At 64.3% G+C, this 24,175-nt stretch carries 20 protein-coding genes; 10 read left to right on the forward strand and 10 right to left on the reverse strand.

All coding sequences use genetic code 11. The annotated features are described in order from the left end of the window. Positions 1–7 precede the first annotated feature (7 nt). Positions 8–1,927: a BglG family transcription antiterminator gene (locus AC1C2O_RS18600; protein ID WP_495432058.1), complete on the forward strand. Its 1,920-nt coding sequence runs from the start codon at positions 8–10 to the stop codon at positions 1,925–1,927. 64 nt (positions 1,928–1,991) lie between these two features. On the opposite strand, the gene AC1C2O_RS18605 is transcribed toward AC1C2O_RS18600, so the two are convergent. The 3 genes from AC1C2O_RS18605 to AC1C2O_RS18615 are packed head-to-tail and all read right to left on the reverse strand — an operon-like array spanning position 1,992 to position 4,785. Further along, a complete protein-coding gene (locus tag AC1C2O_RS18605; RefSeq protein WP_495432059.1) occupies positions 1,992–2,255 on the reverse strand; it encodes an HPr family phosphocarrier protein in 264 nt (87 codons plus the stop codon). A gap of 11 nt (positions 2,256–2,266) precedes the next feature. Then, entirely contained in the window at positions 2,267–3,955 is a 1,689-nt protein-coding gene (locus tag AC1C2O_RS18610; protein WP_495432060.1) for a phospho-sugar mutase, read from the reverse strand. Further along, complete coding sequence (locus tag AC1C2O_RS18615; RefSeq protein WP_495432061.1) at positions 3,952–4,785, reverse strand: purine-nucleoside phosphorylase; 834 nt, start codon at positions 4,783–4,785, stop codon at positions 3,952–3,954. Before AC1C2O_RS18615 ends, AC1C2O_RS18610 begins: the two co-directional genes overlap by 4 nt. Before the next feature lie 57 nt (positions 4,786–4,842). On the opposite strand from AC1C2O_RS18615, the gene AC1C2O_RS18620 reads away from it, so the two are divergent. Continuing rightward, positions 4,843–6,282, forward strand: a complete 1,440-nt coding sequence (locus AC1C2O_RS18620) for an NAD(P)H-quinone dehydrogenase (protein WP_495432062.1) — start codon at positions 4,843–4,845, stop codon at positions 6,280–6,282. A 175-nt stretch (positions 6,283–6,457) separates the two neighbouring features. Here AC1C2O_RS18620 and AC1C2O_RS18625 read toward each other — a convergent pair whose 3' ends face one another. Both AC1C2O_RS18625 and AC1C2O_RS18630 read right to left on the reverse strand, forming a co-directional pair. Continuing rightward, positions 6,458–8,221 (reverse strand): acetyl/propionyl/methylcrotonyl-CoA carboxylase subunit alpha, encoded by a 1,764-nt coding sequence (locus AC1C2O_RS18625; RefSeq protein ID WP_495432063.1) that lies wholly within the window; start codon positions 8,219–8,221, stop codon positions 6,458–6,460. A 78-nt stretch (positions 8,222–8,299) separates the two neighbouring features. Beyond that, positions 8,300–8,938: a Maf family protein gene (locus AC1C2O_RS18630; RefSeq protein ID WP_495432064.1), complete on the reverse strand. Its 639-nt coding sequence runs from the start codon at positions 8,936–8,938 to the stop codon at positions 8,300–8,302. A 23-nt stretch (positions 8,939–8,961) separates the two neighbouring features. On the opposite strand from AC1C2O_RS18630, the gene AC1C2O_RS18635 reads away from it, so the two are divergent. The 6 genes from AC1C2O_RS18635 to AC1C2O_RS18660 all read left to right on the forward strand — a co-directional run bounded on the left by AC1C2O_RS18635 (position 8,962) and on the right by AC1C2O_RS18660 (position 17,706). Continuing rightward, entirely contained in the window at positions 8,962–10,161 is a 1,200-nt protein-coding gene (locus AC1C2O_RS18635) for a class I SAM-dependent RNA methyltransferase (RefSeq protein ID WP_495432065.1), read from the forward strand. A 49-nt stretch (positions 10,162–10,210) separates the two neighbouring features. Further along, positions 10,211–10,873, forward strand: coding sequence for a response regulator transcription factor (locus AC1C2O_RS18640; protein ID WP_495432066.1), 663 nt, complete (start codon positions 10,211–10,213; stop codon positions 10,871–10,873). After that, the gene (locus AC1C2O_RS18645; protein ID WP_495432067.1) at positions 10,863–12,092 is read left to right on the forward strand and encodes a sensor histidine kinase; all 1,230 of its coding nucleotides are present in this window, start codon (positions 10,863–10,865) and stop codon (positions 12,090–12,092) included. Before AC1C2O_RS18640 ends, AC1C2O_RS18645 begins: the two co-directional genes overlap by 11 nt. Beyond that, the gene (locus tag AC1C2O_RS18650) at positions 12,089–13,114 is read left to right on the forward strand and encodes a hypothetical protein (RefSeq protein ID WP_495432068.1); all 1,026 of its coding nucleotides are present in this window, start codon (positions 12,089–12,091) and stop codon (positions 13,112–13,114) included. Before AC1C2O_RS18645 ends, AC1C2O_RS18650 begins: the two co-directional genes overlap by 4 nt. A 263-nt stretch (positions 13,115–13,377) precedes the next feature. Next, positions 13,378–14,577, forward strand: a complete 1,200-nt coding sequence (locus tag AC1C2O_RS18655) for an ROK family transcriptional regulator (protein ID WP_495432069.1) — start codon at positions 13,378–13,380, stop codon at positions 14,575–14,577. A gap of 99 nt (positions 14,578–14,676) precedes the next feature. Beyond that, on the forward strand, positions 14,677–17,706 hold the full coding sequence (locus tag AC1C2O_RS18660) for an alpha-mannosidase (protein WP_495432070.1): 3,030 nt from the start codon (positions 14,677–14,679) through the stop codon (positions 17,704–17,706). Positions 17,707–17,712: 6 nt separating this feature from the next. Here AC1C2O_RS18660 and AC1C2O_RS18665 read toward each other — a convergent pair whose 3' ends face one another. Then, positions 17,713–17,943: an acyl-CoA carboxylase subunit epsilon gene (locus tag AC1C2O_RS18665; protein WP_495432071.1), complete on the reverse strand. Its 231-nt coding sequence runs from the start codon at positions 17,941–17,943 to the stop codon at positions 17,713–17,715. Then, entirely contained in the window at positions 17,940–19,535 is a 1,596-nt protein-coding gene (locus AC1C2O_RS18670; RefSeq protein WP_495432072.1) for an acyl-CoA carboxylase subunit beta, read from the reverse strand. Before AC1C2O_RS18670 ends, AC1C2O_RS18665 begins: the two co-directional genes overlap by 4 nt. A 208-nt stretch (positions 19,536–19,743) precedes the next feature. Between AC1C2O_RS18670 and AC1C2O_RS18675 the strand changes: the two genes are divergently transcribed. Both AC1C2O_RS18675 and AC1C2O_RS18680 read left to right on the forward strand, forming a co-directional pair. Beyond that, a complete protein-coding gene (locus AC1C2O_RS18675) occupies positions 19,744–21,339 on the forward strand; it encodes an isocitrate lyase (RefSeq protein ID WP_495432073.1) in 1,596 nt (531 codons plus the stop codon). A gap of 136 nt (positions 21,340–21,475) precedes the next feature. Beyond that, positions 21,476–21,781: a helix-turn-helix domain-containing protein gene (locus AC1C2O_RS18680; protein ID WP_495432074.1), complete on the forward strand. Its 306-nt coding sequence runs from the start codon at positions 21,476–21,478 to the stop codon at positions 21,779–21,781. Between the two features lie 34 nt (positions 21,782–21,815). Here AC1C2O_RS18680 and AC1C2O_RS18685 read toward each other — a convergent pair whose 3' ends face one another. The 3 genes from AC1C2O_RS18685 to AC1C2O_RS18695 form a co-directional block, all read right to left on the reverse strand. Next, the gene (locus tag AC1C2O_RS18685; RefSeq protein WP_495432075.1) at positions 21,816–22,121 is read right to left on the reverse strand and encodes a hypothetical protein; all 306 of its coding nucleotides are present in this window, start codon (positions 22,119–22,121) and stop codon (positions 21,816–21,818) included. Between the two features lie 74 nt (positions 22,122–22,195). Beyond that, on the reverse strand, positions 22,196–23,161 hold the full coding sequence (locus AC1C2O_RS18690; protein WP_495432076.1) for a hypothetical protein: 966 nt from the start codon (positions 23,159–23,161) through the stop codon (positions 22,196–22,198). Positions 23,162–23,293: 132 nt separating this feature from the next. After that, entirely contained in the window at positions 23,294–23,986 is a 693-nt protein-coding gene (locus tag AC1C2O_RS18695; protein ID WP_495432077.1) for a phosphocholine cytidylyltransferase family protein, read from the reverse strand. Positions 23,987–24,175 lie beyond the last annotated feature (189 nt).

Consider the following 24,175-nt stretch of genomic DNA (forward strand, 5'->3'; position numbering starts at 1 on the left):
GAGGATCATGTCGCGACAGCGTCAAGACCAGCTTCTGCAGGCTCTGCTTCGTCAGGACGAATGGGCGACAGCAGCGAGTCTCGCCGATGTGCTCGGTGTGACACCGCGTAGCATCCGCTCATATGTTGCCGCGCTGAACGTGCGCACGACCGACGGCGACGCAGTCGAATCCGGTCCGGCCGGCTACCGCGCCGGTGCAGGGGCGCATGCGGCGCTGCGCACGCGCGTGACGGGGGAATCCGCCCCACGCGATCGACTGCACTCGCTGGTGCGGATGCTGCTCGACGCGTCTGACGGCATCGATGTCTACGACACCGCAGAGCGGATGCACGTCAGCGAGGCGACCGTGGAATCGGATCTCGCTCGGGTGCGGGGCTTGCTCGGCGCTGAACTGCGGATCGAACGCGACCGTGAGGTGGTTCGCCTGCAGGGGACCGAGGTCGCGCAGCGGCGCCTGCTGAGCAGGTTGGCTCACGACGAGATGGATGCCGGATCATTCCATCCGGAAAGCATCCGGCGCGCACTGACTGGGACGGCGGTCGCCGCGCACGCCGTGGGCCCGTTCAAGACCGCACTGGTACGAGAACTCGGCGAACTCGGGTACTACGTCAACGAACTCGCGATCTCTGACGTGCTCCTGCACATTGCGATCGCCGCCGACCGCGTCTCGGCCGGACGTGCGCTTGAAACCCCGATCTCCGGCACGTGGGAGGAGATTCCCAAGCTCGGCGCAGTGATCAGCCGACTCGCGGGGGAGCACTTCGGCGTCGCTCTCGGTGATGGAGACAGCGCACATCTGGCGACGCTCGTGCTGACACGAGCAATCGCGCCAGGGCAGAACGCGGCATCCGAGGCGGTGCGCAGCGGTGTCGATCCTGGCATCGAAGCCGCAGTCCGCGCCGAGATCGTGCAGGCCGCAGCCGACTATCAGGTCGATCTTGTCGATGAGGCCTTCATCCTTCGACTCGCACTGCACGTGCAGAACCTGCTGCGCCGGGCTCAGGAGCAAGCGTGGACCCGTAATCCGCTGACCCGTTCGCTGAAGTCTTCGTATCCGATGATCTTCGAGGTGGCGGTGTCGATCGCCAGCGGCCTGCACGACCGCCTGGGTGCGCCGATCCACGACGATGAGATCGCATATATTGCCATGCACATCGGCGGCAGGCTCGAACGCAGCCGCAAGGCAGAAACGATCCTCACCGCGACGATCGTCTGCCCTGGCTACTACGAGCTGCATGAATTGCTGCGCTCGAGTGTCGACAGGTCGCTGGGTTCCTCGGTCGAAGTCACCAGCGTCGTGACAACCGTCGACCCGGACTGGACGAGCATCGACACCGATCTGGTGCTCACGACGATCGACCCTGGGACGAGTGGCGAGCGCTACGTGCGCATTCAACCGTTCCTCACTGACGCCGATGTTGAGCGGGTGTCGCAGACCGCGGCACGGATGCGCCGGGGGCGACGGCTGATGCGCCTGCGCGAAGAGCTGTCACGTTATTTCGTCGCGGATGCCTACATCTGCCCGCTTCCGGATGAGGGCGACGAGGCCATCATCCGCCGCCTGGGCGGGCTGCTCGTAGGTACCGGGCTCATCGGCGACGACTACGTCGAGAACACGATCATCAGAGAACGAATGTCGTCGACGGCGTTCACTGATGCGCTGGCAGTGCCGCACGCCTTGCAGATGACCGCTCAGCGCACCGCTATCGCGATCGGTGTCGCCGACGGGTCAGTCGCGTGGGGTGAGGGACGCGTGCAAGTGGTCGCGCTCGCCGCATTCAGCGAGAGCGATCGCACGGCATTCCAGACGGTCTTCGAGCAGCTCGTCGAAGTGTTCAGCGAGCGCGACAGCGTGCAGCGGATCGTTCGCCGCGGCACCACGTTCGAGGCGCTGCTCGACGAGCTTGTGGCTGTCATCGACGGCTGATTTAGTCTCGGCCGCACAGAATCAGTTCAGTCGTTCGGGTCCAATTCAGTGTTGCGGATCCAACTCAGCGTTGTGGATCCAGTACCGCGGCCATGGCGTCGAGCACTACGAGAGCATCGGCAGAAGGCGTCGTGTCGAGCACGACCTCGTCGCCGTGCCCAAGTCCGAGTTCCATGACGGCGAGCACGCTGGACAGGTCGACGCTGGCGCCGTCCCGCGTCGTGAGCGTCACCGGGGCGGAATGTTCGAGCGCCAGCCGTGCAAGCTCAGCCACGGGGCGAGCGTGGGCTCCGTGAGCAGTGGTGATTCTCACACGTCGAGTGGGCATCTCTCCGGCGCTCAGGAGCGCTCCTCCAACAGGGTCCGCACGCCTGCCTCGAGGGCAGTGACGATGGCCTTCGCCTCGTCATCTGATTCGCCCTGCGTATCCAGGTACACCTTGAGCTTCGGCTCGGTGCCGCTGGGGCGAACGATCACCCGCGACCCTCCATCGAGGTGGTAGCGCAGCACATCGCCTGCTGGCTGGCCTGCGGGTGCCTGGAGTAGGTCCTCCGCAGACTTGATGGCGACGTCGCCGATTCGGGCAGGTGGCAGTGTGCGCAGCGACAGCATCAGCTTGTCGATGATCGAAAGGTCATCGACCCGCAGCGACACCTGGCCGCTGGCGAAGTGTCCGTATGTCTCGCCGAGCTGGGTCAGCAGGTCGCCCAGTGTCTCGCCGCGCTCGTGCGCCTCAGCCGCAAGGCCGAGTACAGCGATCGCTGCGGAGATGCCGTCCTTGTCACGGACAGTGTCGGGGTTCACGAGGTAGCCGAGAGCTTCCTCGAAGCCGAAGACCGCGCCGGGTGCACGCGAGATCCACTTGAATCCGGTGAGAGTTTCATGGAAGTCGAGCCCGTGGTGGGCGGCGATCGCACCGAGCCCGGGGGAGGAGACCAGTGAGCAGGCAAGGGATGCGCCGGTCTGTCCCTCGGCGGCGCGTGCCGCACGAGCGCCGAGCAGCAGCCCGACCTCGTTGCCGCTGAGCCTGCGCCAGCCACCGTTCGCTGACCTGTCGGGGATCGCGACGCCCAGACGATCTGCGTCCGGGTCGTTGGCGATGATGAAGTCGGCCCTGGTGCGGCGTGCCGCCGCGATCGCGAGATCCATCGCGCCGGGTTCTTCCGGATTCGGGAACGCGACTGTACGGAAAGTCGGATCGGGATGCAGCTGTTCGCCGACGGTCTTCGGATGGGGATAGCCCGCCGCGCGCAGGATCCGCGAGAACGTCTCCCAACCGACACCGTGCATGGCCGTGTAGACCCAGGTGAGATCCCGGGCTGCGGCCGGTGCAGGAGCGACCGCTGCGGTCGCAGCGATGTACGCCTCAACGACGTCCTCGCCTGCATCCTCGTACCCGATCGATCGGGGAAGCAACGACCCACTTCCGGCATCCGCCACCCGCTGGATGTGTGCCTCGATCTCTGCATCACCGGGTGACACGATCTGCGCGCCATTTTCTGCGCCACCGAGGTAGACCTTGTAGCCGTTGTCGTTCGGCGGGTTGTGACTTGCTGTGACCATGACACCGGCATCCGCACCGAGATGACGTACCGCGAAGGCGAGCACGGGAGTCGGCAGCAGGCGGGGCAGCAGGATCGCGCGCAGGCCAGCGCCCGCGAAGATCTCGGCGGAGTCGAGCGCGAACCGGCGGGAGTTCCGGCGGCCGTCGTAGCCGACGACGACAGTAGGCGTGGCGCCGTTCGCATGAGACAGAAGATACGAAGCGAAGCCTGCCGCCGCCTGTGCGATCAGTACACGGTTCATCCGGTTGCTGCCGGCGCCGATCGCGCCGCGGAGCCCCGCAGTGCCGAAGGTGAGACGCGTGGCGAAGCGATCGTCCAGGTCGGCACGCGCCGCCGCATCTCCGGCAGAGGCACGGGTGATGATGCCGGCCAGTTCGTCGCGCGTTTCCGCATCCGGATCCTGACGCAACCAGGCACGCGCCTGTGCGAGGCGGTCTGCGGTCTGGTCGTCGATGTCGCTCATAGTGCCTCGATCACACGGGCGAGCAGCGCCGAGATCACAGGCTCTGCTTCCTTGCCTGCTTCGATGACCTCGGTGTGGCTGAGTGGCGTCTTCTGGATGCCGGCGGCGAGGTTCGTGATCAGGGAGAAGCCCAGGATCTCCATCCCGGACTCCCGGGCGGCGATCGCCTCGAGCGCGGTGGACATGCCGACGATGTGCCCGCCGATGTTTTTGGCCATCTGCACCTCAGCCGGCGTCTCGTAGTGCGGCCCGCGGAACTGTGTGTAGATACCCTCATCCAAAGAAGCATCCACGGAGCGTGCGATGTCCCGAAGACGCTGCGAGTAGAGGTCGGTCAGGTCGACGAAATTCGCACCCTCGAGCGGTGAGTCTGCGGTGAGGTTGATGTGGTCGCTGATGAGTACGGGCTGGCCAGGTGTCCAGGTTTCGCGGATGCCGCCAGCGCCGTTGGTGAGCACCATGATCTTCGCTCCCGTGGCGGCGGCGGTGCGGACACTGTGGACGACGCGTCGGACGCCGTGGCCCTCGTAGTAGTGGGTGCGTGCACCGATCACCAGAACATTCTTGCCGTCGGGTGTTCGCACGCTGCGGAGCGTGCCGACGTGGCCCTCCAGAGCGGGCTTCGAAAAGCCGGTCACCTCGGTCGCAGGGATCGTGGCAATGGTCTCGCCGATGAGGTCTGCGGCCTTGCCCCAGCCGCTGCCAAGCGTAAGGGCGATGTCATGCTTCTCGACGCCGCTCAGTCGCGCGATGTCTGCGGCGGCGAGGGCCGCCACCTCGAACGGGTCAGCGTTCGGGGCGTCGAGAGGATTGTCGTGAAAGTCGGTCATGGCTCCACTCTAAGGAAGGTGACGGCGAGTCCGGAAGATTGCGGAAGAATAGAAGACATGTCTTCCACTCCTTTCGAGCGCACTCAGCGCGTCGCCGTCCTCGGTGGCGGCCCCGGCGGTTATGAAGCGGCGCTAGCCGCGGCTCAGCTCGGCGCGGAGGTGACCCTCGTCGAACGTGTGGGAGTAGGCGGATCTGCTGTGCTTACTGACGTCGTGCCGTCGAAGAGCCTCATCGCTACAGCCGATGCTGCTGTCGCGATTTCCGAGGCGAGTGACCTCGGGGTGCAGTTCTACGCGAAGGGTGGAAATGGCAAGCCGTTGAAGCCGGAGATCGCGATCAACCTCGCTGCGGTCAACAAGCGCCTGCTGGCGCTTGCCGGACAGCAATCCGAAGACATGCGCTCGACGCTGCTGGAATCGGGCGTGAGTATCCTCTCCGGGCACGGCCGTCTGGAGGGGTCGAACGCGATCATCGTGTCGACGGGCCCAGGCGGCACCGACTTCGACCGCATCGAGGCCGACACGATCGTCGTCTCAGTCGGTTCGTCTCCGCGTGAGCTGGACAGCGCCAAGCCAGACGGTGAGCGCATTTTGACCTGGACGCAGCTCTACGGCATGAAGGCGCTTCCCGAGCACCTGATCGTCGTCGGCTCAGGTGTCACGGGTGCAGAGTTCGCTTCGGCGTACATGAACCTCGGGGCGAAGGTGACGCTCATCTCCAGCCGCGAGCAGGTGCTTCCTGGCGAAGACCAGGATGCCGCACGCGTGCTTGAAAAGGTCTTCAAGCGCGGAGGCATGACCGTGCTGTCGAAGTGTCGTGCCGATACGGTCGAGCGCAATGGCGACGGCGTGACGGTGACGCTCTCTGACGGCCGAACGGTCGAGGGCAGCCACTGCCTGATGGCGGTCGGCTCGATTCCGAACACCGCTGACATCGGACTCGAAGCTGCCGGGATCGAACTCGCGGAGTCCGGCCATGTGCGGGTGAACAAGGTGGCGCGCACCTCGGTACCGAACATCTACGCGGTCGGCGACTGCACGAACTTCTTCCCGCTGGCATCCGTCGCCTCTATGCAGGGCCGCACCGCGGTGTTTCACGCGCTCGGTGACATCGTCATCCCGCTGGAGAAGATCAAGATCACCTCGAACATCTTCACCGCTCCCGAGATCGCGACGGTCGGTTGGGGCGAGAAGGATGTCGAGGATGGTGTGGCTGACGGTCTCGTCTACAAGCTGCCGCTCGCCGCGAATCCGCGCGCGAAGATGATGGGCATCAAGGACGGCTTCGTGAAGATCATCGCCCGCAAGGGCTCTGGCACGGTGATCGGGGGTGTGATCGTGGCGCCGAAGGCATCCGAGCTGATTTATCCGATCGCCGTCGCTGTCGAACGTCGATTGACGGTGGACCAGTTGTCGCGCGTGTTTGCCGCGTACCCGTCTCTGTCCAGCAGCATCACGGATGCATCCCGCGCGATGCACCTGGTGAACATCTCCTAGGCCGCCTCGTTGGTGTGAGCTCGGCGTGCACCAACTTCGGAGATGTGCAGCTTCTTCGGAGAGATTCGCGCAATTCATCCGAAGATGGCGCACATCTCCGAGGCAGGTGCACGGCAAACTGGTGCGAATACGAGAAAGGCCCCGCCGCGGCGGGGCCTTTCTCGTTGGACTCAGGTCAGCTGATCGTCAGCAGCTGATGGCCGGAGGACACCGTGCCGCCTGCTACCGCGTTGATGCTGCCGATCACGCCGTCCTTGTGCGCTTGCAGCGGCTGCTCCATCTTCATCGCCTCGAGAACGATGACCAGATCGCCCTTGACGACTTCTTGGCCCTCTTCGACAGCGATCTTGACGACGGTGGCCTGCATCGGCGACTTGACGGCATCACCTGATGCGCCGGACGAGGCCGACATGGTGTGACTGCGCCGAGACGGCGGGACAGCTGCGGGGCGACCGGAGGTGCCAGCGGCGACAGTGACGCGGTCAGGCAGGCTCACCTCGAGGCGCTTGCCCGCGACCTCGACAACGACCGTGTGGCGGCTTGAGGTGGCAGCAGACTCTTCCATCTCGCCATCCCAGGCGGGGATGTCGTTGTCGAACTCGGTCTCGATCCAGCGTGTGAAGATGCCGAACTCGCCGTTCTCCGCGGTGAAGGCGGGGTCGCGGACGACCTTGCGATGGAACGGGAGAACAGTGGGCAGACCTGCGACCTCGAACTCGTCCAGTGCGCGTCGGGCGCGTTCGAGCGCCTCCTCACGGGTACGTCCGGTCACGATGATCTTCGCCAGCAGTGAGTCGAACGCACCGGAGACAGCGTCGCCAGCGGTTACACCCGAGTCGAGACGGATGCCGGGGCCGCCGAACGTCTTGAAGACGTGGATGGGGCCGGGCTGGGGGAGGAACCCGCGGCCCGGGTCCTCGCCGTTGATCCGGAACTCGAAGGAGTGTCCCTGCGGGATCGGGTCGTCATAGTCGATGGTGCCGCCGGCCGCGATGCGGAACTGCTCGCGTACGAGGTCGATGCCGGTGACCTCTTCTGAGACCGTGTGCTCCACCTGCAGACGCGTGTTCACCTCGAGGAAGGACACGGTGCCGTCGGCGCCGATCAGGAACTCGCAGGTGCCAGCACCGACGTAGCCGACCTCTCGCAGGATGGCCTTCGACGATTCGTACAGCTGGCGATTCTGCTCTTCGGTGAGGAAGGGCGCCGGTGCCTCTTCAACAAGCTTCTGGTGACGGCGCTGCAGCGAGCAGTCACGTGTGGAGATCACGACGACATTGCCCTCGGCATCCGCCAAACACTGCGTCTCGACGTGACGCGGCTTGTCGAGGTACTTCTCCACGAAGCACTCACCGCGACCGAATGCGGCGACGGCCTCACGGGTGGCGGATTCGAAGAGCTCGGCGACCTCGTCCAACTCGCGGGCGACCTTGAGGCCGCGTCCGCCGCCGCCGTATGCCGCCTTGATGGCGATCGGCAGGCCGAACTCCTTCGCGAAAGCGATGACCTCGTCAGCACTCTCGACCGGGCCGGGTGTTCCAGGCGCGAGCGGCGCACCGACCTTGTCCGCGACGTGACGGGCGGTCACCTTGTCGCCGAGAGACTCGATGGCTTCGGGGGAGGGGCCGATCCAGATCATGCCGGCGCCGATCACAGCGCGAGCGAACTCGGCGTTCTCGGCGAGGAAGCCGTAGCCGGGGTGAACGGCGTCAGCGCCTGCGCGACGAGCGATCGAGAGGATCTTGTCGATCTGCAGGTAGGTGGTGGCGCTCGTCTCTCCGTCCAGGGCGTAGGCCTCGTCTGCGAGCCGCGAGTGCAGGGCATCACGGTCCTGGTCTGCGTAGACGGCGACCGAGGATATCCCGGAATCGCGTGCGGCGCGGATAATGCGTACGGCGATCTCACCGCGGTTGGCGATGAGCACCTTGTCGATTGGCATGAGTGCCAGCCTAGCGAGATCGAGCCCGATCCTTTTGACAACTCTCCACAAGAAATTCGTGAAAACGTGGCGGGATGTCTACGACCACAGATCTGTCCACGAGACGCCGAGCTCGATGGCGAGTGCGCGGATGGTCGAGAGCGACATGCCGACCACGGTGGATGGGTCACCGTCGACGCGCGTGATGAAGGCACCGCCAAGGCTGTCGACGGTGAAGGCGCCGGCAACGTGCAACGGTTCCCCGGTGGCGACATACGCGGCGATCTCCTCATCGGTCACGTCAGCGAAGGTGACAGATGCTTCGGCGACCGCAGTCGCCTCTGCGGGAGCGCTGCCGGGCGTCAACCGGAACACAGAGTGGCCAGAATACAGGATGCCGGTCTTCCCCCGCATCTCCTGCCACCGCCGGGTAGCCTCCTCAGCCGTGTACGGTTTGCCGTAGACGCGGCCTCCGAGCGCGAACATCGAGTCGCCCCCGATCACCAGGCCGTCGAACGATGGGTCTTCCTCGGCGAGTCGGTGCGCGACATCCGCAGCTTTGGCCCGCGCCAACAAAAGCACGAGCTCTGCCGGCGGTATGTCAGCGCCGCGTTCGGCTACCGCTTGCGCGGTCACGGCATCCTCGTCTGTCTCCGGCGCACGCGTGATCGGCTCGATGCCGACCTGGCGAAGCAGCATGAGGCGAGCGGGGGAGGACGAGGCCAGGCAAACATGCATGCTGCCCACCGTATCCTGGAGGGATGACTTCCTCTGCGGGCCAGCTGCTCGACCTTGACATCACCGGCATCGCGCACGGTGGCACTTTCATCGCCCGTCATGAGGGGCGTGTCGTATTCGTTTCCGACGCGATTCCGGGAGAGCGCGTGCGCGTGCGCATCACTGACGCTGCCAAGTCATCGTTCTGGCGTGGTGAGACCGTCGAGGTGCTGGAAGCGTCACCGCACCGCCAGCCGCACGTGTGGCGGGAGGCCGATGTATCGCGTGACCCGGCAGATCGAGCAGGCGGCGCCGACCTCGGACACATTGAGTTGTCGCACCAGCGCACGCTGAAGCGCCAGGTGCTGCAGGAAGCACTCGACAAGTTTGCGGGTGCAGGCCTCGTGGCCCCAGAGATCAAGCCCGTTGGTGACGGAGACGGCACTGGCTGGCGCACGCGCGTGTCACTGCACGTCGATGATGACGGCATCGTCGGTCCGTATGCGGCACGCAGCCACCGAGTGATCCCGGTGCAGTCACACCCGCTCGCGCGTCGCCGCGTCGCGGCCGAGGCTCTCTCGCAGAAAAATGCGAAGCCCGGACGCATCGATCTCGTTGAGTCTGGCGATGGTCAGGTGCATGTCATCCGTCGTCCTGCGAAGGGCAAGCGCCCAGCCCCGCAGATCATCCGTGAGCAGGTGGGCGAGCGCACATTCCACGTGGATGCCGATGGCTTCTGGCAGGTGCACCCCCGCGCGGCTGACATTCTCGACACGGCCGTGCGTTCGGCGCTTGCCGGCCGGGTCGACCCTGAGGCAACGCATCTCGACCTGTACGGCGGCGTCGGCTTGTTCGGTGCCTCGTTGGGCGAACTCGGCGCGACCAACATCGTCACAGTGGAATCGAGCAAGCGTGCCACCGAGCTCGCGCAGCAGAACCTCGAAGCTTTCGACGTCCATGCGGTCACGGCACGCGTGGACAAGTACCTTGAGGGTTTCCCTGCGGATGAGCGCGTCGGCGCGGTCGTTCTGGATCCGCCTCGCGCTGGCGCCGGTCGCGCCGTCGTAGAAGGCGTGCACGCGCTGAACCCTGATGCGATCGTCTATGTGGCGTGTGACCCGGTTGCGCTCGCACGCGACCTTGGTACATTCCGTGCACTCGGCTGGCAGACGGATTCGCTTGAGGCTTTCGATCTGTTCCCGCACTCGCATCACTTCGAGGTTGTCGCGCTCCTCACACGGTGAGTACTCGGCCCCGCTCGGTGGGTACTCAGCGAATCGATAGGCTGGGTGCATGAGCAGGGTCGCACTCATCGACGATCACGAGTCCGTCCGCCTCGGGCTTGAACTGGCGTGCGAGCGGGACGGGGCGCAGTCCGTCGTCTTTTCCGGCAGCACAGTGGGGTCGTATCTCGGTTGGCGGCGGTCGACCGGGTCTGCTCCCGCCGATGTGGTTGTTCTCGATCTCACGCTCGGTGACGGCACAACCGTGACCGAGAACGTGGCCACTCTGGTAGCTGACGGTGCCAGTGTCGTCATTCACAGTGTTGCTGATCGTCCTGCGGCCGTGCGTGAAGCGCTCGCCGCCGGGGCAGTCGGTATCGTGAGCAAGTCATCGGCCCTCGATGACGTGCTTGACGCCATCCGCACAGTCGCTCGCGGTGAAGCTCTCAACAACGTCGAGTGGGCCAGCGCCGTCGAGGGAGATCGGGAGTTCGCCGATGCGCAGCTGTCGACTCGTGAGCGCGAGGTGCTGCGACTGTACGCCGCCGGGCTGCCGTTGAAGGTCGTCGCAGAGCGGCTGGGCGTCGCATATTCCACAGCCAAGGAGAACATCACTCGTGTGCGAGTGAAGTACGTCGAAGTCGGCAGGCCCGCGCGAACCAAGATCGATCTGCTTCGTCGCGCGATGGAGGATGGCATCGTCGCCGGCGATGGGGCCGCGAGTGCCAACTGAGACCGCTCTTCGTGACGCCTGGAGTCAGATTCCGTCCCCGGGCACAGCGGAGACCGAGTTCGAACGGTTCACCGGCAAGCGGATGGAGCGCATCCTCGCCACCGTAGTGGCCATCGGGTCGACTCTTTTGGGTGTCCAGGCGCTGTTGGTGGCCATCGGCGGCATCTCACATGGTGCATCGGCCGGTTACATCGCGCTCGTCTTCGTCGTCTACGTGCCATTGCTGGCCATGCTGGTCGCGTGTGTGACCGCTCGCGGAGTGCGCGTTGCGACGGGCTGCTTCGCCATCGTCTACGTGGTCGCCCTCGCGGCATGGCCCCTGGTCGTGGACACCAACAGTGCCGCCAGCCAGCCATGGATCTTCTTCCTGGTGAATGTCGGCGTCGTGGCTGCGATGCTCGCGTTCCCGATGAAGGTCCAGCTTGCCTGGGCCTTCGGAGTCCCCCTCGTCTACGGTTACGTTCGCCTCGTGGAGGGCGAGTTCACGAGCAGATTCTGGACCAGCACTGCCTTTGATGTGTCGTTCACCATCATTCTCGGCATCGTCATCGTGTCGCTCGGGTGGATGTTCCGCTCCGTCGCAGCGGGCGTTGACGAAGCGCGCGGCCAGACTGTCGCCTCATATGCGGCCGCGGCGGCCGCTGCAGCCGCAGAGGAGGAGCGCGTGGCCATCGCCGCCCTGATGCACGACAGTGTGCTCGCGGCGCTGATCGCCGCGGAGCGCGCAGACACCGACCGGGCGAGGGATCTGGCTGTCTCAATGGCACGAGAAGCGCTCACGCGCCTTGCGAACACCGACGCAGGTGTGGATCAGGAGGGCAGTGATGCGCCCGTTGCCACTGCACAGATCGTCATTGAGCTTCGCAGGGCACTGTCTGAAATCGGCGCGGATGCCGTCGTCGAAGAGCGGGGTAGCGCCGGATTGATTCCGGGACGAGTGGCACGCGCGCTCGTTCTTGCCGCGCGCCAGGCGATCGGCAATGCCGTCACTCACGCGCACGGCCGTGGCCTTCACCTCATTGTCCAGGGAAACGGTGATGAGGACGTCTCCGTCACAGTTGTCGACACCGGTCCCGGATTCGATGTGGATGCCATCGGCGAGGACCGTCTCGGAATCAGGGCCTCCATCATTGCGCGAATGGCGGGAGTGGCAGGCACAGCGACGATCGTCGCCGGATCCGCAGGGACCACCGTCGCGCTCGGATGGGAGCGGGCATGAACCGCTCGGTGCGCAGCATCGCCACGGCGCTCGCGGTCGGATTCGCGGTCTATTTCGCGGCGCGTGCTGTCTGGTGGATCGTGCAGCCGACGGCTCCGCTGATCATGGTGGCCGCGATCCTGCTGTATCTGATTGTGATGATGGCGACCGTGCTCGTGGAAGCCCCCAACGGAATGCAGATGCCGTTGTGGTGGGGAGTGGTCGCCGTCGTGACGAGCGCTGTCATCCCCACGATGGTGAGCGTGTCACTGCTGCCGATTCACAAGACGGCCCCGTTCGCGACCTGGTACATCGGCGCGCTGGGGCTGCTAGCGGTGGTGTGCATCGTCAGGCGGCGTGCCCTCGCGGGGTGGCTGGTGCTGCTGGCACTGACGATCTCATCCGCCGTGCATCTCGGGGTGTTTGTCGCGCTGGAGCTGGGGCTGGTCGGCTCGATCATGTGGACCCTCGTGGCGCAGCTGCTGGTGTTGTTCTGGGATCGTGCGGTGCGTGACACAGAGCATCTTGCCGACATTCAGCAGGCGGTCTCCGCCTGGCATGCGACCCAACTGGTCAGGCAGCGAGAACGTCGGGTTCGCGTGCAGTACGCGCTCGGAACGGCGGGACCGGTGCTCACTCGCACGGTTGCGTCGCGCGGGCATCTCACCGACGAAGAACGGCTGGATGCGCGACTCGCCGAGGGGCGGCTACGCGATGAGCTTCGCGGCGCGAGCCTGCTGAACGATGCTGTTCGGGACGCGATCCAGGCTGCTCGGCTGCGAGGAGCTGCCGTGACGGTGTTCGACGAGGGCGGGCTGGACGAGCTGGATGAGCAACGTCGTGCGGAGATTCGTGACGAGCTAGCCGATGTTCTCACTCGAGCCGACACTGGTCGAGTGATCATCCGCGCGGCGCGCGATTCGCACACGGCGGTCACGGTTGTGGGGCGCTCTGGAGCGGGCGGTTCCTCGGATGAGGACTCTGTCGGCCTCTGGCACGAGATTCCCCGGGAGCACGAGGATGCTGCGCCAGACAGCGATTGATGGGCGCGTGATTGAGATGGGCGAGGGGCGGCGTTTCCGCCAGCCCCTCGCCAGTTGCGGTGCAGTTACCCGAAAACTGACCGCGGTGGTCGATCTACGTCTGCCTACCCTGGGGCAGAGAGACCGAACGAACGCGAAGCGTCGATTCAAGTCTGCGGGAACGCAAGGAACTTGTCTGTAGGTACTTTGGGGGACAAGAATCCGTTCCCATGGGACATGATGGAGCCGTGAGTGTACGGCGCCGTGGAACAAATCTTCCGAAGATGGGCGACTTCAATCAGTCCGTCATCCTGGAAACCATCCGACGATCAGGCGAGGGTCTGAGTCGGATCGAACTGGTGGATGCGACCGGACTTTCGGCGCAGACGGTGACGAACATCACCCGCAGGCTGCTGGACGACGGGATCATCGAAGAGGCCGGTCGAACCATCACTGGTCCCGGAAAGCCGCGCACGACGTTGCGGCTGAATGCCAACAGCAGGCTATCGATCGGTGTGCATCTTGATCCGGCGGTCATGACGTTCGTGCTGCTGGACCTTGCCGGCTCGGTGATCGAACGCACCAAGAGGCGTACCCCCGCGAACGATCCGCGGCGAATCATCAAGGCGATGGCCAAGACAGTCGACGAATTGATCGTCCGCTCCGGGGTCGAACGTGAGCGCATCGCGGGGATCGGCGTCGCGACACCGGGGCCGCTGGATTCAGCTCGGGGCACCGTGATCGATCCGCCCAAGCTCAATACCTGGCACCGCGTGCCGCTGCGTGACGCTCTTGCTGAGGAGACCGGGTTTCCCGTCACCTTGGAGAAGGACACAACTGCGGCTGCGGTCGCCGAGCTGTGGACGGGAGTCAATCCGACGGACGGCTCGTTTCTGTTCGTCTACCTCGGTATCGGAATCGGCACTGCGCTCGTGCTCGACGGCGAGGTCGTGCATGGCTCCTCGCGCAACGTCGGTGAAGTCGGCCACATCATCGTCGACCCGGATGGTCCGCTCTGCGCATGCGGACAGCGCGGCTGCGTCGAGGTCGTGTGCACGCCTCAGGCGATCGTGGAGCGCGCCGAGAGTGCTGGCATACTCGCGGATGATCGTGTGAGCAGCGATGCCGGGTCGGTAGACGAGCGATTCACCGAACTGTGTGCGCGCGTCGCCGCGGGGGATGCTGAGGCTGCCACGGTGCTTGATCAGGCAGCGCAGCACCTGTCGGTGTTGATTTCGAGTCTGACGAACATGCTCGATGTCGATCGCGTCGTGCTGGGCGGGCCATTCTGGTCGCGCGTTGAAGAGCTGTATCTGCGACGCTTGCCCGGGCTGCTCGATCGACACAGCGCCACGCGTGCGGTGCGCCATCTGCCTGTGTTCGGCACGATCGTCGGTGACGATGTCGTCGCGGTGGGCGCCGGCTGTGTGGTGCTCGACGAGGTGCTGTCGCCTCGCGCATCCACACTTTTCTTAGGCCACTGAGGACGCGGATCTGGCCAGCGTTTGGCATCCACCCCTTGACAAGAGTAAATCTAATCGATTTACTATCTCTCAACCCCTCGTCTTGGAGTCTGCTGCCGAATGCATGACACATCCTCGCTCATAGAAGCTCGAGTTCGTCGTTTCGTTGATGAGCGACTGCGGCCGAATGTGTATGTGGATCTCGCGCCGCTGACCTTGGCGAGTTGGGACGTGCCGGGGGAGCCGGTGCCGTTCGCTGAAGCTGTCGGGCAGGTTTATGAACCATTCGTCGTCGGGACGCGCTGGGGGCGCCCATGGGGAACGACGTGGCTGAGAGTGACAGGAACGGTACCGGGCACACCGGGAACTGAGCTGCTTTTCGACCTCGGCTTCAACGCCGCGGAACCCGGCTTTCAAGCCGAAGGCACCGTCTATCGACTGGACGGTTCGATCGTGAAGGCGGTCGAACCGCGCAATTCCTACGTGCCGCTGGAGGGCAACGCCGGCGACCAGTTCGAGCTATATCTGGAAGCTGCAGCGAACCCGGACGTGGCAGACGGTTTCCGCGACTTCCGGCCGACGCCGCTGGGAGACCTGGAGACGGCAGGAGACGATCTGCTGTACGTCTTCCGGCAGGCGGATATCGCGGTGCGCGATGTCGTCGTGTGGGAGCTGTTGCAGGATGCGACGGTGCTGTTGCAACTGATGGCTGAACTTTCTGACACACCGCGTCGGGCAGAGATCCTGCGGGCGCTGGAGCGCATGGTCGATGCTGCCGATCCAGACGACATCGCTGGAACGGCGGCGAACGCGCGGGCGGAGCTGACCGAGGTGCTCGCGCGGCCTGCATCCGCATCGGCACACCGTCTGCACGCCATTGGGCATGCACACATCGACGCGGCGTGGCTGTGGCCCGTGCGCGAGACCCAGCGCAAAGTCGCGCGAACGTTCTCGAACGTGCTGTCGCTGCAGCAGGAGACTGACTTCACTTTCGCGGCTTCCTCGGCGCAACAGTACGCGTGGATGAAGCGGTTCCAACCAGAGCTGTTCTCACGATTGCGCGATGCCGTCGCATCCGGTCGTTTCGTACCTGCCGGGGGCATGTGGGTCGAATCCGATACGAATATGCCGGGTGGCGAGGCGCTGGCGCGTCAATTCGTGCGTGGCAAGCGATTCTTCATGGAGGAATTCGGGGTCGAGCCGCTGGATGTCTGGCTGCCGGATTCGTTCGGGTACTCCGCAGCGCTGCCGCAGATTGCACGCGCGGCGGGTTCTCGGTGGATGCTGACGCAGAAGATGTCGTGGAATGAGACGAACGTCATGCCGCATCACACTTTCCAGTGGGAGGGCATCGACGGATCGCGCATCTTCACGCATTTTCCTCCGGTGGACACGTACAACGCACAGCTGACCGGGGCAGAGCTTGCCCGAGCTGAGCGCCAGTATAACGAGAAAGGGCTCGCCAACACGTCGCTGGTGCCGTTCGGATATGGCGATGGTGGCGGAGGTCCGAATCGCGAGATGGTGGCCGCTGCGGCGCGGCTGCGGTCGTTGGAAGGTTCGCCGACGGTCACGTTGTCGAGCCCGGTGCAGTTCTTTGAGGCGGCAGAGGCAGAGTATCCGAATCCGCCGGTGTGGTCGGGGGAGATGTACCTCGAATTCCACCGCGGCACGTACACGTCGCAGGCGCGCACGAAGCGCGGCAATCGCCGCAGTGAACATGCCCTGCGCGAGGCGGAACTGTGGGCGACGGCTGCGGCCTTGCGCGGTGCAGAGTATCCCTATGGCGAGTTGGACGGCCTGTGGGAGACCGTGCTGCTGCAGCAGTTCCATGACATTCTTCCTGGCACATCTATCGGCTGGGTGCACCGGGAAGCAGAACGTCGCTACGCCGAGGTCTTGACCTCGACGGAGCGCATAATCGCGCAGGCTCTGGGGGCCGTCGTCGGAGAAGGTACGACGGAGCTCGTTGCGAACGCGGGACCCTATGCGTGGGAGGGAACGACGGCGATGGGGATCGCTATCGCACCACGCGTCGAGGAGCCACCCGCAACAGTCGTGCGGACGATGGGCGGATTCGACCTGTCGAATGAGCACCTTGCCGTGCGCATCGACGAGTCGGGTCTTTTAACGTCACTCATCGTCCGCGCGACGGGGCGCGAAACGATTGCGCCGGGAGAGCGGGGAAATCTCCTGCAGTTGCATCGCGATACGCCTACCCAGTGGGATGCCTGGGACATCGATGAGCACTATCGTCGTCACGTCGTCGACCTGACTGATGTGGTGTCGATCGATCAGGTTCCGCATCCGACTGCGGCGGTTGTCTGCGTGATCCGCAGCCGGGGGGCTACGCGGATCACGCAGACGTTGACTCTGGCGGTGAATTCTCAATCGCTGGAGATCGAGACGACGGTGGATTGGCATGAGCGACAGAAGCTGCTCAAGCTCGCGTTCCCCCTGGATGTGCATGCCGATCGTGCGAGCTCGGAGATCCAGTTCGGGCATGTGCAGCGGCCCACGCACGCGAACACTTCGTGGGATATGGCGCGGTTCGAGACAGTTGCGCATCGCTGGGTGCATGTCGGTGAGAACGGTTTCGGCGTAGCTGTCGCGAACGATTCCACCTATGGGCACGACATCACGCGTGCGCCGCGTTCAGGCGGCGGCACGATCACGAACGTTCGGCTGTCATTGTTGCGGGCGCCGTTGTATCCCGATCCAGAGGCAGATCAGGGCGAGCACACGTTCCGGGTGAGCATTCGACCGGATGCCGAGATCGCGGATGCCGTGCGCGAGGGGTATCGGCTCAATATGCCGACGCGCGCTCTCGCGGGCGCGAGGCCTGCGGCTTCGTTGGTCACGGTGTCGTCGGATGCGGTGTCCTCAGATGCCGTAGTGGTGGAGGCAGTGAAGCTTGCGGAGGACCGCAGCGGGGACGTGATCGTGCGACTGTATGAGGCACACGGTGGGCGTGCCTCGGCGACGCTGACGACGGCTTTCGAGTTCGACAGCGTGAGTGAGACGGATTTGTTGGAGCGTGAGGTGGATGCTGCGGCGGTGACTGCGGCAGCCGGCGGTCGGGTGGAGCTGACGCTGCGCCCGTTCCAGTTGGTGACATTGCGCTTCGCGAATCCGGCCTTGCGCGCCTGAGCTGGTTCAGCCCGAGAATCGGCCCCACGGAATATCGCGGTGCAGCGGCGCGCGCAGCGAACGCTGGGTGCGCTGCCATGCTGACACGGACGATTCTTCGGCGACGGCACCCTCGGCCTCTCGCTCGTATGCGTCGGTGACGACGGCGATGAGCGCGGCAAGTTCTTCTTCGTTTGCGGTGCCGCGGACGAAGCGGAGGTCTGCTGCCCGGTTGAGGCTGGCGTCGGGATCTGTCACAGCGGAATGTTCCCGTGCTTCTTCGGGGGCAGCTCGCTGCGCTTGCCGCGGAGGGATCGCAATGCCTTGGCAATCGAGACTCGAGTGTTCGCGGGTTCGATGACGCCGTCGATCTCGCCACGCTCTGCGGCAAGGAACGGTGAGGTGACGCTGTAGGTGTACTCGTTGGCGAGGCGGGTGCGGACAGCGGCGACGTCTTCGCCTGCTTCTTCCGCCTTCTTGATTTCGCCGCGGTAGAGGATGTTGACGGCGCCCTGGCCGCCCATGACGGCGATCTCGGCGGTCGGCCAGGCGAGGTTGACGTCGGCTCCGAGCTGCTTGGAGCCCATCACGATGTACGCGCCTCCGTATGCCTTGCGCAGGATCACTGTGACCATCGGAACGGTGGCTTCGGCGTAGGCATAGATGAGCTTCGCGCCGCGGCGGATGACGCCGGTCCATTCCTGGTCGGTGCCGGGCAGGTAGCCGGGAACGTCGACGAGGGTGACGATCGGAACCGAGAAGGCGTCGCAGAAGCGCACGAAGCGGCTGGCTTTTTCACCGGCTTCGATGTTCAATGTGCCCGCCATCTGAGAGGGCTGGTTGGCGATGATGCCGACCGAGCGACCTTCGATCCGACCGAAGCCGATGACGATGTTCGGAGCGAACAGCGGCTGAACCTCGAGGAAGTCGTCGTCGATCACGTGGTCGATGACGGTGTGGATGTCGTAGGGCTGGTTCGCTGAGTCGGGGATGATCGTGTTCAGTGTGCGATCGGCATCCGTCGTCTCGAACTCGAAGGCGCTCTCGTACGTAGGGATCTCGGCCATGTTGTTGTCGGGGAGGAACCCGAGGAGAGTGCGCGCGTAGTCGAGGGCGTCGTCTTCGTCTTCGGCGAGGTAGTGCGCGACGCCGGAGCGGGTGTTGTGCGTGTACGCGCCGCCGAGCTCTTCCATGCCGACGTCTTCGCCGGTGACGGTCTTGATGACGTCGGGGCCGGTGACGAACATCTGGCTGGTCTTGTCGACCATGATGACGAAGTCGGTGAGCGCGGGGCCGTAAACCGCGCCGCCGGCTGCGGGGCCCATGATGATCGAGATCTGTGGGATGACGCCGGACGAGCGGGTGTTCAGCCGGAAGATCTCGCCGTACTTGCTGAGGGCGAGCACGCCTTCCTGGATGCGGGCGCCGCCGGAGTCGAGGATGCCGATGATGGGCATCCCGCCGGTGAGGGCGTATTCCATGATCTTGATGATCTTGTCGCCCGATACTTCGCCGAGCGAGCCGCCGAACGTGGTGAAGTCCTGCGAATACACAGCCACGGTGCGGCCGTGGATGGTGCCGAAGCCGGTGACGACCGAGTCGCCGTAAGGGCGGTTGCGGTCCATGCCGAAGGCGGTGCTGCGGTGGCGCACGTACTCGTCGAATTCGACGAAGCTGCCAGCATCGACGAGGAGTTCAATGCGCTCGCGGGCGGTCATCTTGCCCTTGGCGTGCTGCTTCTCCTTCGCCTTTTTCTCGGCGTCGAGCACCGCGTCGCTGTAGCGCGCGCGGAGATCGGCGATTTTGCCGGCGGTCGTAGAAAGGTCAGGGGTGTCCGTCACGGATTCCACACTAGTAGGGGGATGCCAAGACGCGTTGGATGCCTCGCACAACAGGTCGCAGGATCCTTTGGCAGATCAGGCACGAGTCCCTATGGACACCCTTCTTCCCGGTTGCAGAAATTTGATGAATCTTCTATAGCTGGTTGACGGGAAGACGTTGTTTTCTTGACGCAAGGTGGAGTTAATGCGACTCAGCCACCACCGCGAAGGAAACAAGATGACTGCGTACCAAGACGACATTGACGCTGTTGAGGCTCTCAAGGAGCACAACGGATCCAGCTGGGATGCCATCAACCCCGAGTACATCGCCCGCATGCGGGCGCAGAACCGGTTCAGGACCGGACTCGAGATCGCCCAGTACACGGCTGACATCATGCGCCGCGACATGACGGAGTACGACGGCGACTCGTCGCTGTACACGCAGTCGCTCGGTGTGTGGCATGGATTCATCGGGCAGCAGAAGCTCATCTCGATCAAGAAGCATCTGAAGACCACCAACAAGCGCTACCTCTACCTGTCGGGGTGGATGGTTGCAGCGCTCCGCTCCGATTTCGGGCCTCTTCCCGATCAATCGATGCACGAGAAGACCGCCGTGCCGGCGCTCATCGAGGAGCTCTACACCTTCCTCCGCCAGGCCGACGCCCGCGAGCTCGATCTTCTCTTCACAAAGCTCGACGGGGCTCGGTCGGCTGGCGATGAGACGGCGGTCGAGTTCATCCAGTCACAGATTGACAACTACGAGACCCACGTCGTGCCGATCATCGCCGACATCGACGCCGGTTTTGGCAACCCCGAGGCGACTTACCTTCTCGCCAAGAAGATGATCGAGGCGGGGGCCTGCGCCATCCAGATCGAGAACCAGGTCTCCGATGAGAAGCAGTGCGGTCACCAGGACGGCAAGGTCACGGTTCCGCACGAGGATTTCATCGCGAAGCTCGCCGCAGTCCGTTACGCGTTTCTCGAACTCGGCATCGATAACGGCGTGATCGTCGCCCGCACCGACTCGCTCGGCGCTGGCCTCACGCAGAAGCTCGCTGTCACGCATAAGCCTGGTGACCTCGGTGACCAGTACAACTCCTTCCTCGAAGTTGAAGAGATCTCGGAGTCGGAGTTGGGTAACGGTGATGTCGTCATCAAGCGCGATGGCAAGCTCTTGCGTCCGAAGCGGCTCGCGAGCAACCTGTTCCAGTTCCGTGCTGGTACCGGTGAGGCGCGCTGCGTGCTCGACAGCATCACTTCGCTGCAGAATGGTGCCGACCTGCTGTGGATCGAGACGGAGAAGCCGCACGTCGCGCAGATCGCCGGCATGATGAACGAGGTGCGTAAGGTCATCCCCAACGCGAAGCTCGTCTACAACAACAGCCCGTCGTTCAACTGGACCCTCAACTTCCGTCAGCAGGCCTACGACCTGTTCGCCGAGCAGGGCAAGGATGTCTCCATCTACGTCCGTGGCGAACTGATGAGCGTCGACTACGACAACACCGAGCTCGCGCGGGTGGCCGACGAGATGATTCGCACATTCCAGCGGGACAGCTCCGAGCAGGCCGGGATTTTCCACCACCTCATTACGCTGCCCACCTACCACACGGCGGCTCTGTCGACGGATGATCTCGCAAAGGGCTACTTCGGAGACCAGGGCATGCTCGCCTACGTGACGGGTGTCCAGCGTCGTGAGATTCGCGAAGAGATTGCGACCGTCAAGCATCAGAACATGGCGGGCAGTGACATCGGCGACAACCACAAGGAATACTTCGCCGGCGACGCCGCGCTCAAGGCGGGTGGCAAGGACAACACGATGAACCAGTTCGGCTGAATTTGATTTGTACACAGGTGCGGGCCCCGGCGCTGCCGGGGCCCGCACCTGTGTACATGCGACGCGCTAACCGTGGCATAAAAGCTCCGGCTTGCATGCGGGTGGTGAATGAGCTGTTCGCTTGGATGCTGGAGGAATGAAGGAACCGCGATCTCGAGCATCCGAGCAGGTCGGACTGCGGGTCGCGGAACTGCGGAGTAAGACGACGATGAGCCGCGCCAAGCTCGCCGAGCGCGCCGACATGGATGTGTCTCATTTGGCGCGCATCGAGAAGGGGGTCGGAAACCCGACCCTGTTCGTGCTCATCCAGCTCGCCACCGCACTTCAGGTGAAGCCGACGGTATTCCTTGACGGATTGACCGCTGCTGATCTGCCCGAAAACCTCAAGCCCTACTCAGAGGCCGATTTTCGTCGAGAGCTTCGCCGCCGCGAAGGCGTGTGAGATCGCGCGTGCGTCTCAGACGGAGACCTGCGCATCACACCACGAACCGCCACACATATTCCAGGCCGTCGCTGGGCCGGAACCAGGCCAGCGTCACGACTACCTCCTCGAGATCGGCCGTGCAGAGGCACAGCTCGATGTCCTCTGACGGAAGCACCTGTCCCCACAGTTGAGTGCGCTCTTGGCCCGCGCTGTCGTCGCGGAACACTCGCACGAAATCGACGGCCTCCCGGCCCTGATTGATCACCACAGGATGCACAGGATCATCGCGGCGGATGAGCCACGGCACTCGGTACGCAGGCGTCGGCGGTTGTTCGGTCGGATCGATGGCTCTCAACATGGGGCCACGGTAGGAGCGGCCGCCGACGCGCGAGCGCCCCCAGAAGGGCGCACCGCAGGAACGGGGGAGAACCCCTAAGAATCCGTATCTGTGGGCACCGAGTCGCCGATATCCACCTCACGCTCCAGGCTGCGCTGCTTGCGCTTGCCACGGGTCACGTCATTGACTTTGTGCCCGACCCAGCCCGCGCCTCGCACCACCGTTCCCGCAGCCCCGGAAACGGCCGATCCAGCGAAGCGCGCACCGCGCAGCATCCGCAATTCGAGTTTCTCGGCGCCTGCGACCGGTTCCAACTCGGCCGGCAGCACCACGGGCGCCGCACCGAACGCGCGGCGCGATGTCGTCAGCACGCGCCTGCCCAGCAGATGATTCCCCGCTCCGCCGACTGCAGCCCCGACGCCGAACGGCAACGCCTTGCCAAGAATGGATGCACCGCCTGCCGCGGCGAAGTGCCGCACGAACACTGTCTTGAGCTGGTCAACGACCGGCCCGACGGCCGCGCGGGGGAGCGATTTCGTCACAAGCTCACCCCAGTACGACGACCGGGCGCCCCCACGACCGGTCGCCTGATTAGCCAGCTGGCTGACCAGGTCCACGCCCTCTTTGCCGAGCATCAGCGTCATCACCAGCGCGCGCGCCCGATCAGGGTTCTCGATCGCGATGCCGTGAACCTCCGCAACGGACTGCGCGAACAGAGCCGTCGACTCGACGAACCCGATCGTCTCCACACCCGACAGCGCCAGGGTGATTCCGGTGCCGATACCAGGAACGACGGCAGTTGCTCCGACGGCTGCGCCCCCGGTCGTCACCGCTGCGAGGTAGCGGCGCTCAAGAATTCGCACGAGCAGATCCGGTGTGGCATCCGGATTGCGCAGACGGATGCTGCGGATATGAGCGAGTACGAGAGGGCGCTGAATGGCCAGCACTCGATCGAGCCCGCGCACGGCGAACGGGTGCTCATCCGAACCCACGGGAGCAACACCCCTGTCCCACGGAGAATCGCCGGGGAGGGAGTGGATCTTGTGCACTTTCTTGGCCATCACGACGATCTTAGGTTCGTCTGCAGGGAGAAAGCAGAGAGATCAAGGAGAAAGCAGAGAGCCGCCCCGTCCTCACGCTCAGGAAGCGGGGAAGGGGCGGCTCTCGGAAAAGGCGTGTCAGACCGGCGTGTGTCAAACGTACAGGTTCGCGCGCTCGAGGTCTTCTGCGAAGTCGACCTCGACGGCGTACAGATCAGAGACGTCCATCGGCTCCAACAGCAGTCCGTCTTCGGCGATCGCGAGTTCAAGCCCGCGCTCGAAGTAGTCCTGATCCTCGACGCGCTGCAGTTGACGCATGAACGCCTTCTTGTGTGTCGACGAGATGTAGTTGATGCCGACCGCTTCGCCGAGGCCACCCTTGACGGTCTTCGACAGCTCGTTGATGAAGCCCTCGGCCGTGACCGTGTACTTCACCTCTTCGTCGCTCACCCTGGAGGTGTTGACCGTGACGAACGACTGGTCGCGCTCGATGAACTCGATTGCGCGGCCGAGGATGAGCGGGTCGAAGACGACGTCACCGTTCATCCAGAGCACGCCGTTCTTGCCCGTCGCACCTAGTGCACGCAGCAGGCTCTTGGAGGTGTTGGTCTCGTCGTAGCGCTCGTTGTGGACGTAGTTGACGTTCGGAAACGCCTCGATGATCGTCTCGGCGCGGTAGCCGACGACTGCGGTGATGCGGGCATCGCTGCCGAAGGCCGTACGGATGTTCTCGTGCTGCTGCTGCATGATCGAGCGGCCATCGCCGAGCTCGGTCAGCGGCTTCGGCAGGGCGCGGCCGAGGCGTGAGCCCATGCCAGCGGCGAGAATGACGGTCTGAAGAGTCACGAATACTCCTAAAAAAGAATCTGTGTTCACGGCCGGTTCATCGGCCAGACACCCCTTCGTGCCGAGTTCATGCTAGCGACGACTGCTGGGAACCCTCGGGGTATGTGGCCGCCGTTGCCATTTCGTGATCAGGTACACACCGGATGCACAGGTGTCAATTATTTCGCTCGACCCAGAGAAAGTCCATCC

The sequence above is a fragment of the Microbacterium sp. Y355 genome, assembly GCF_059445345.1.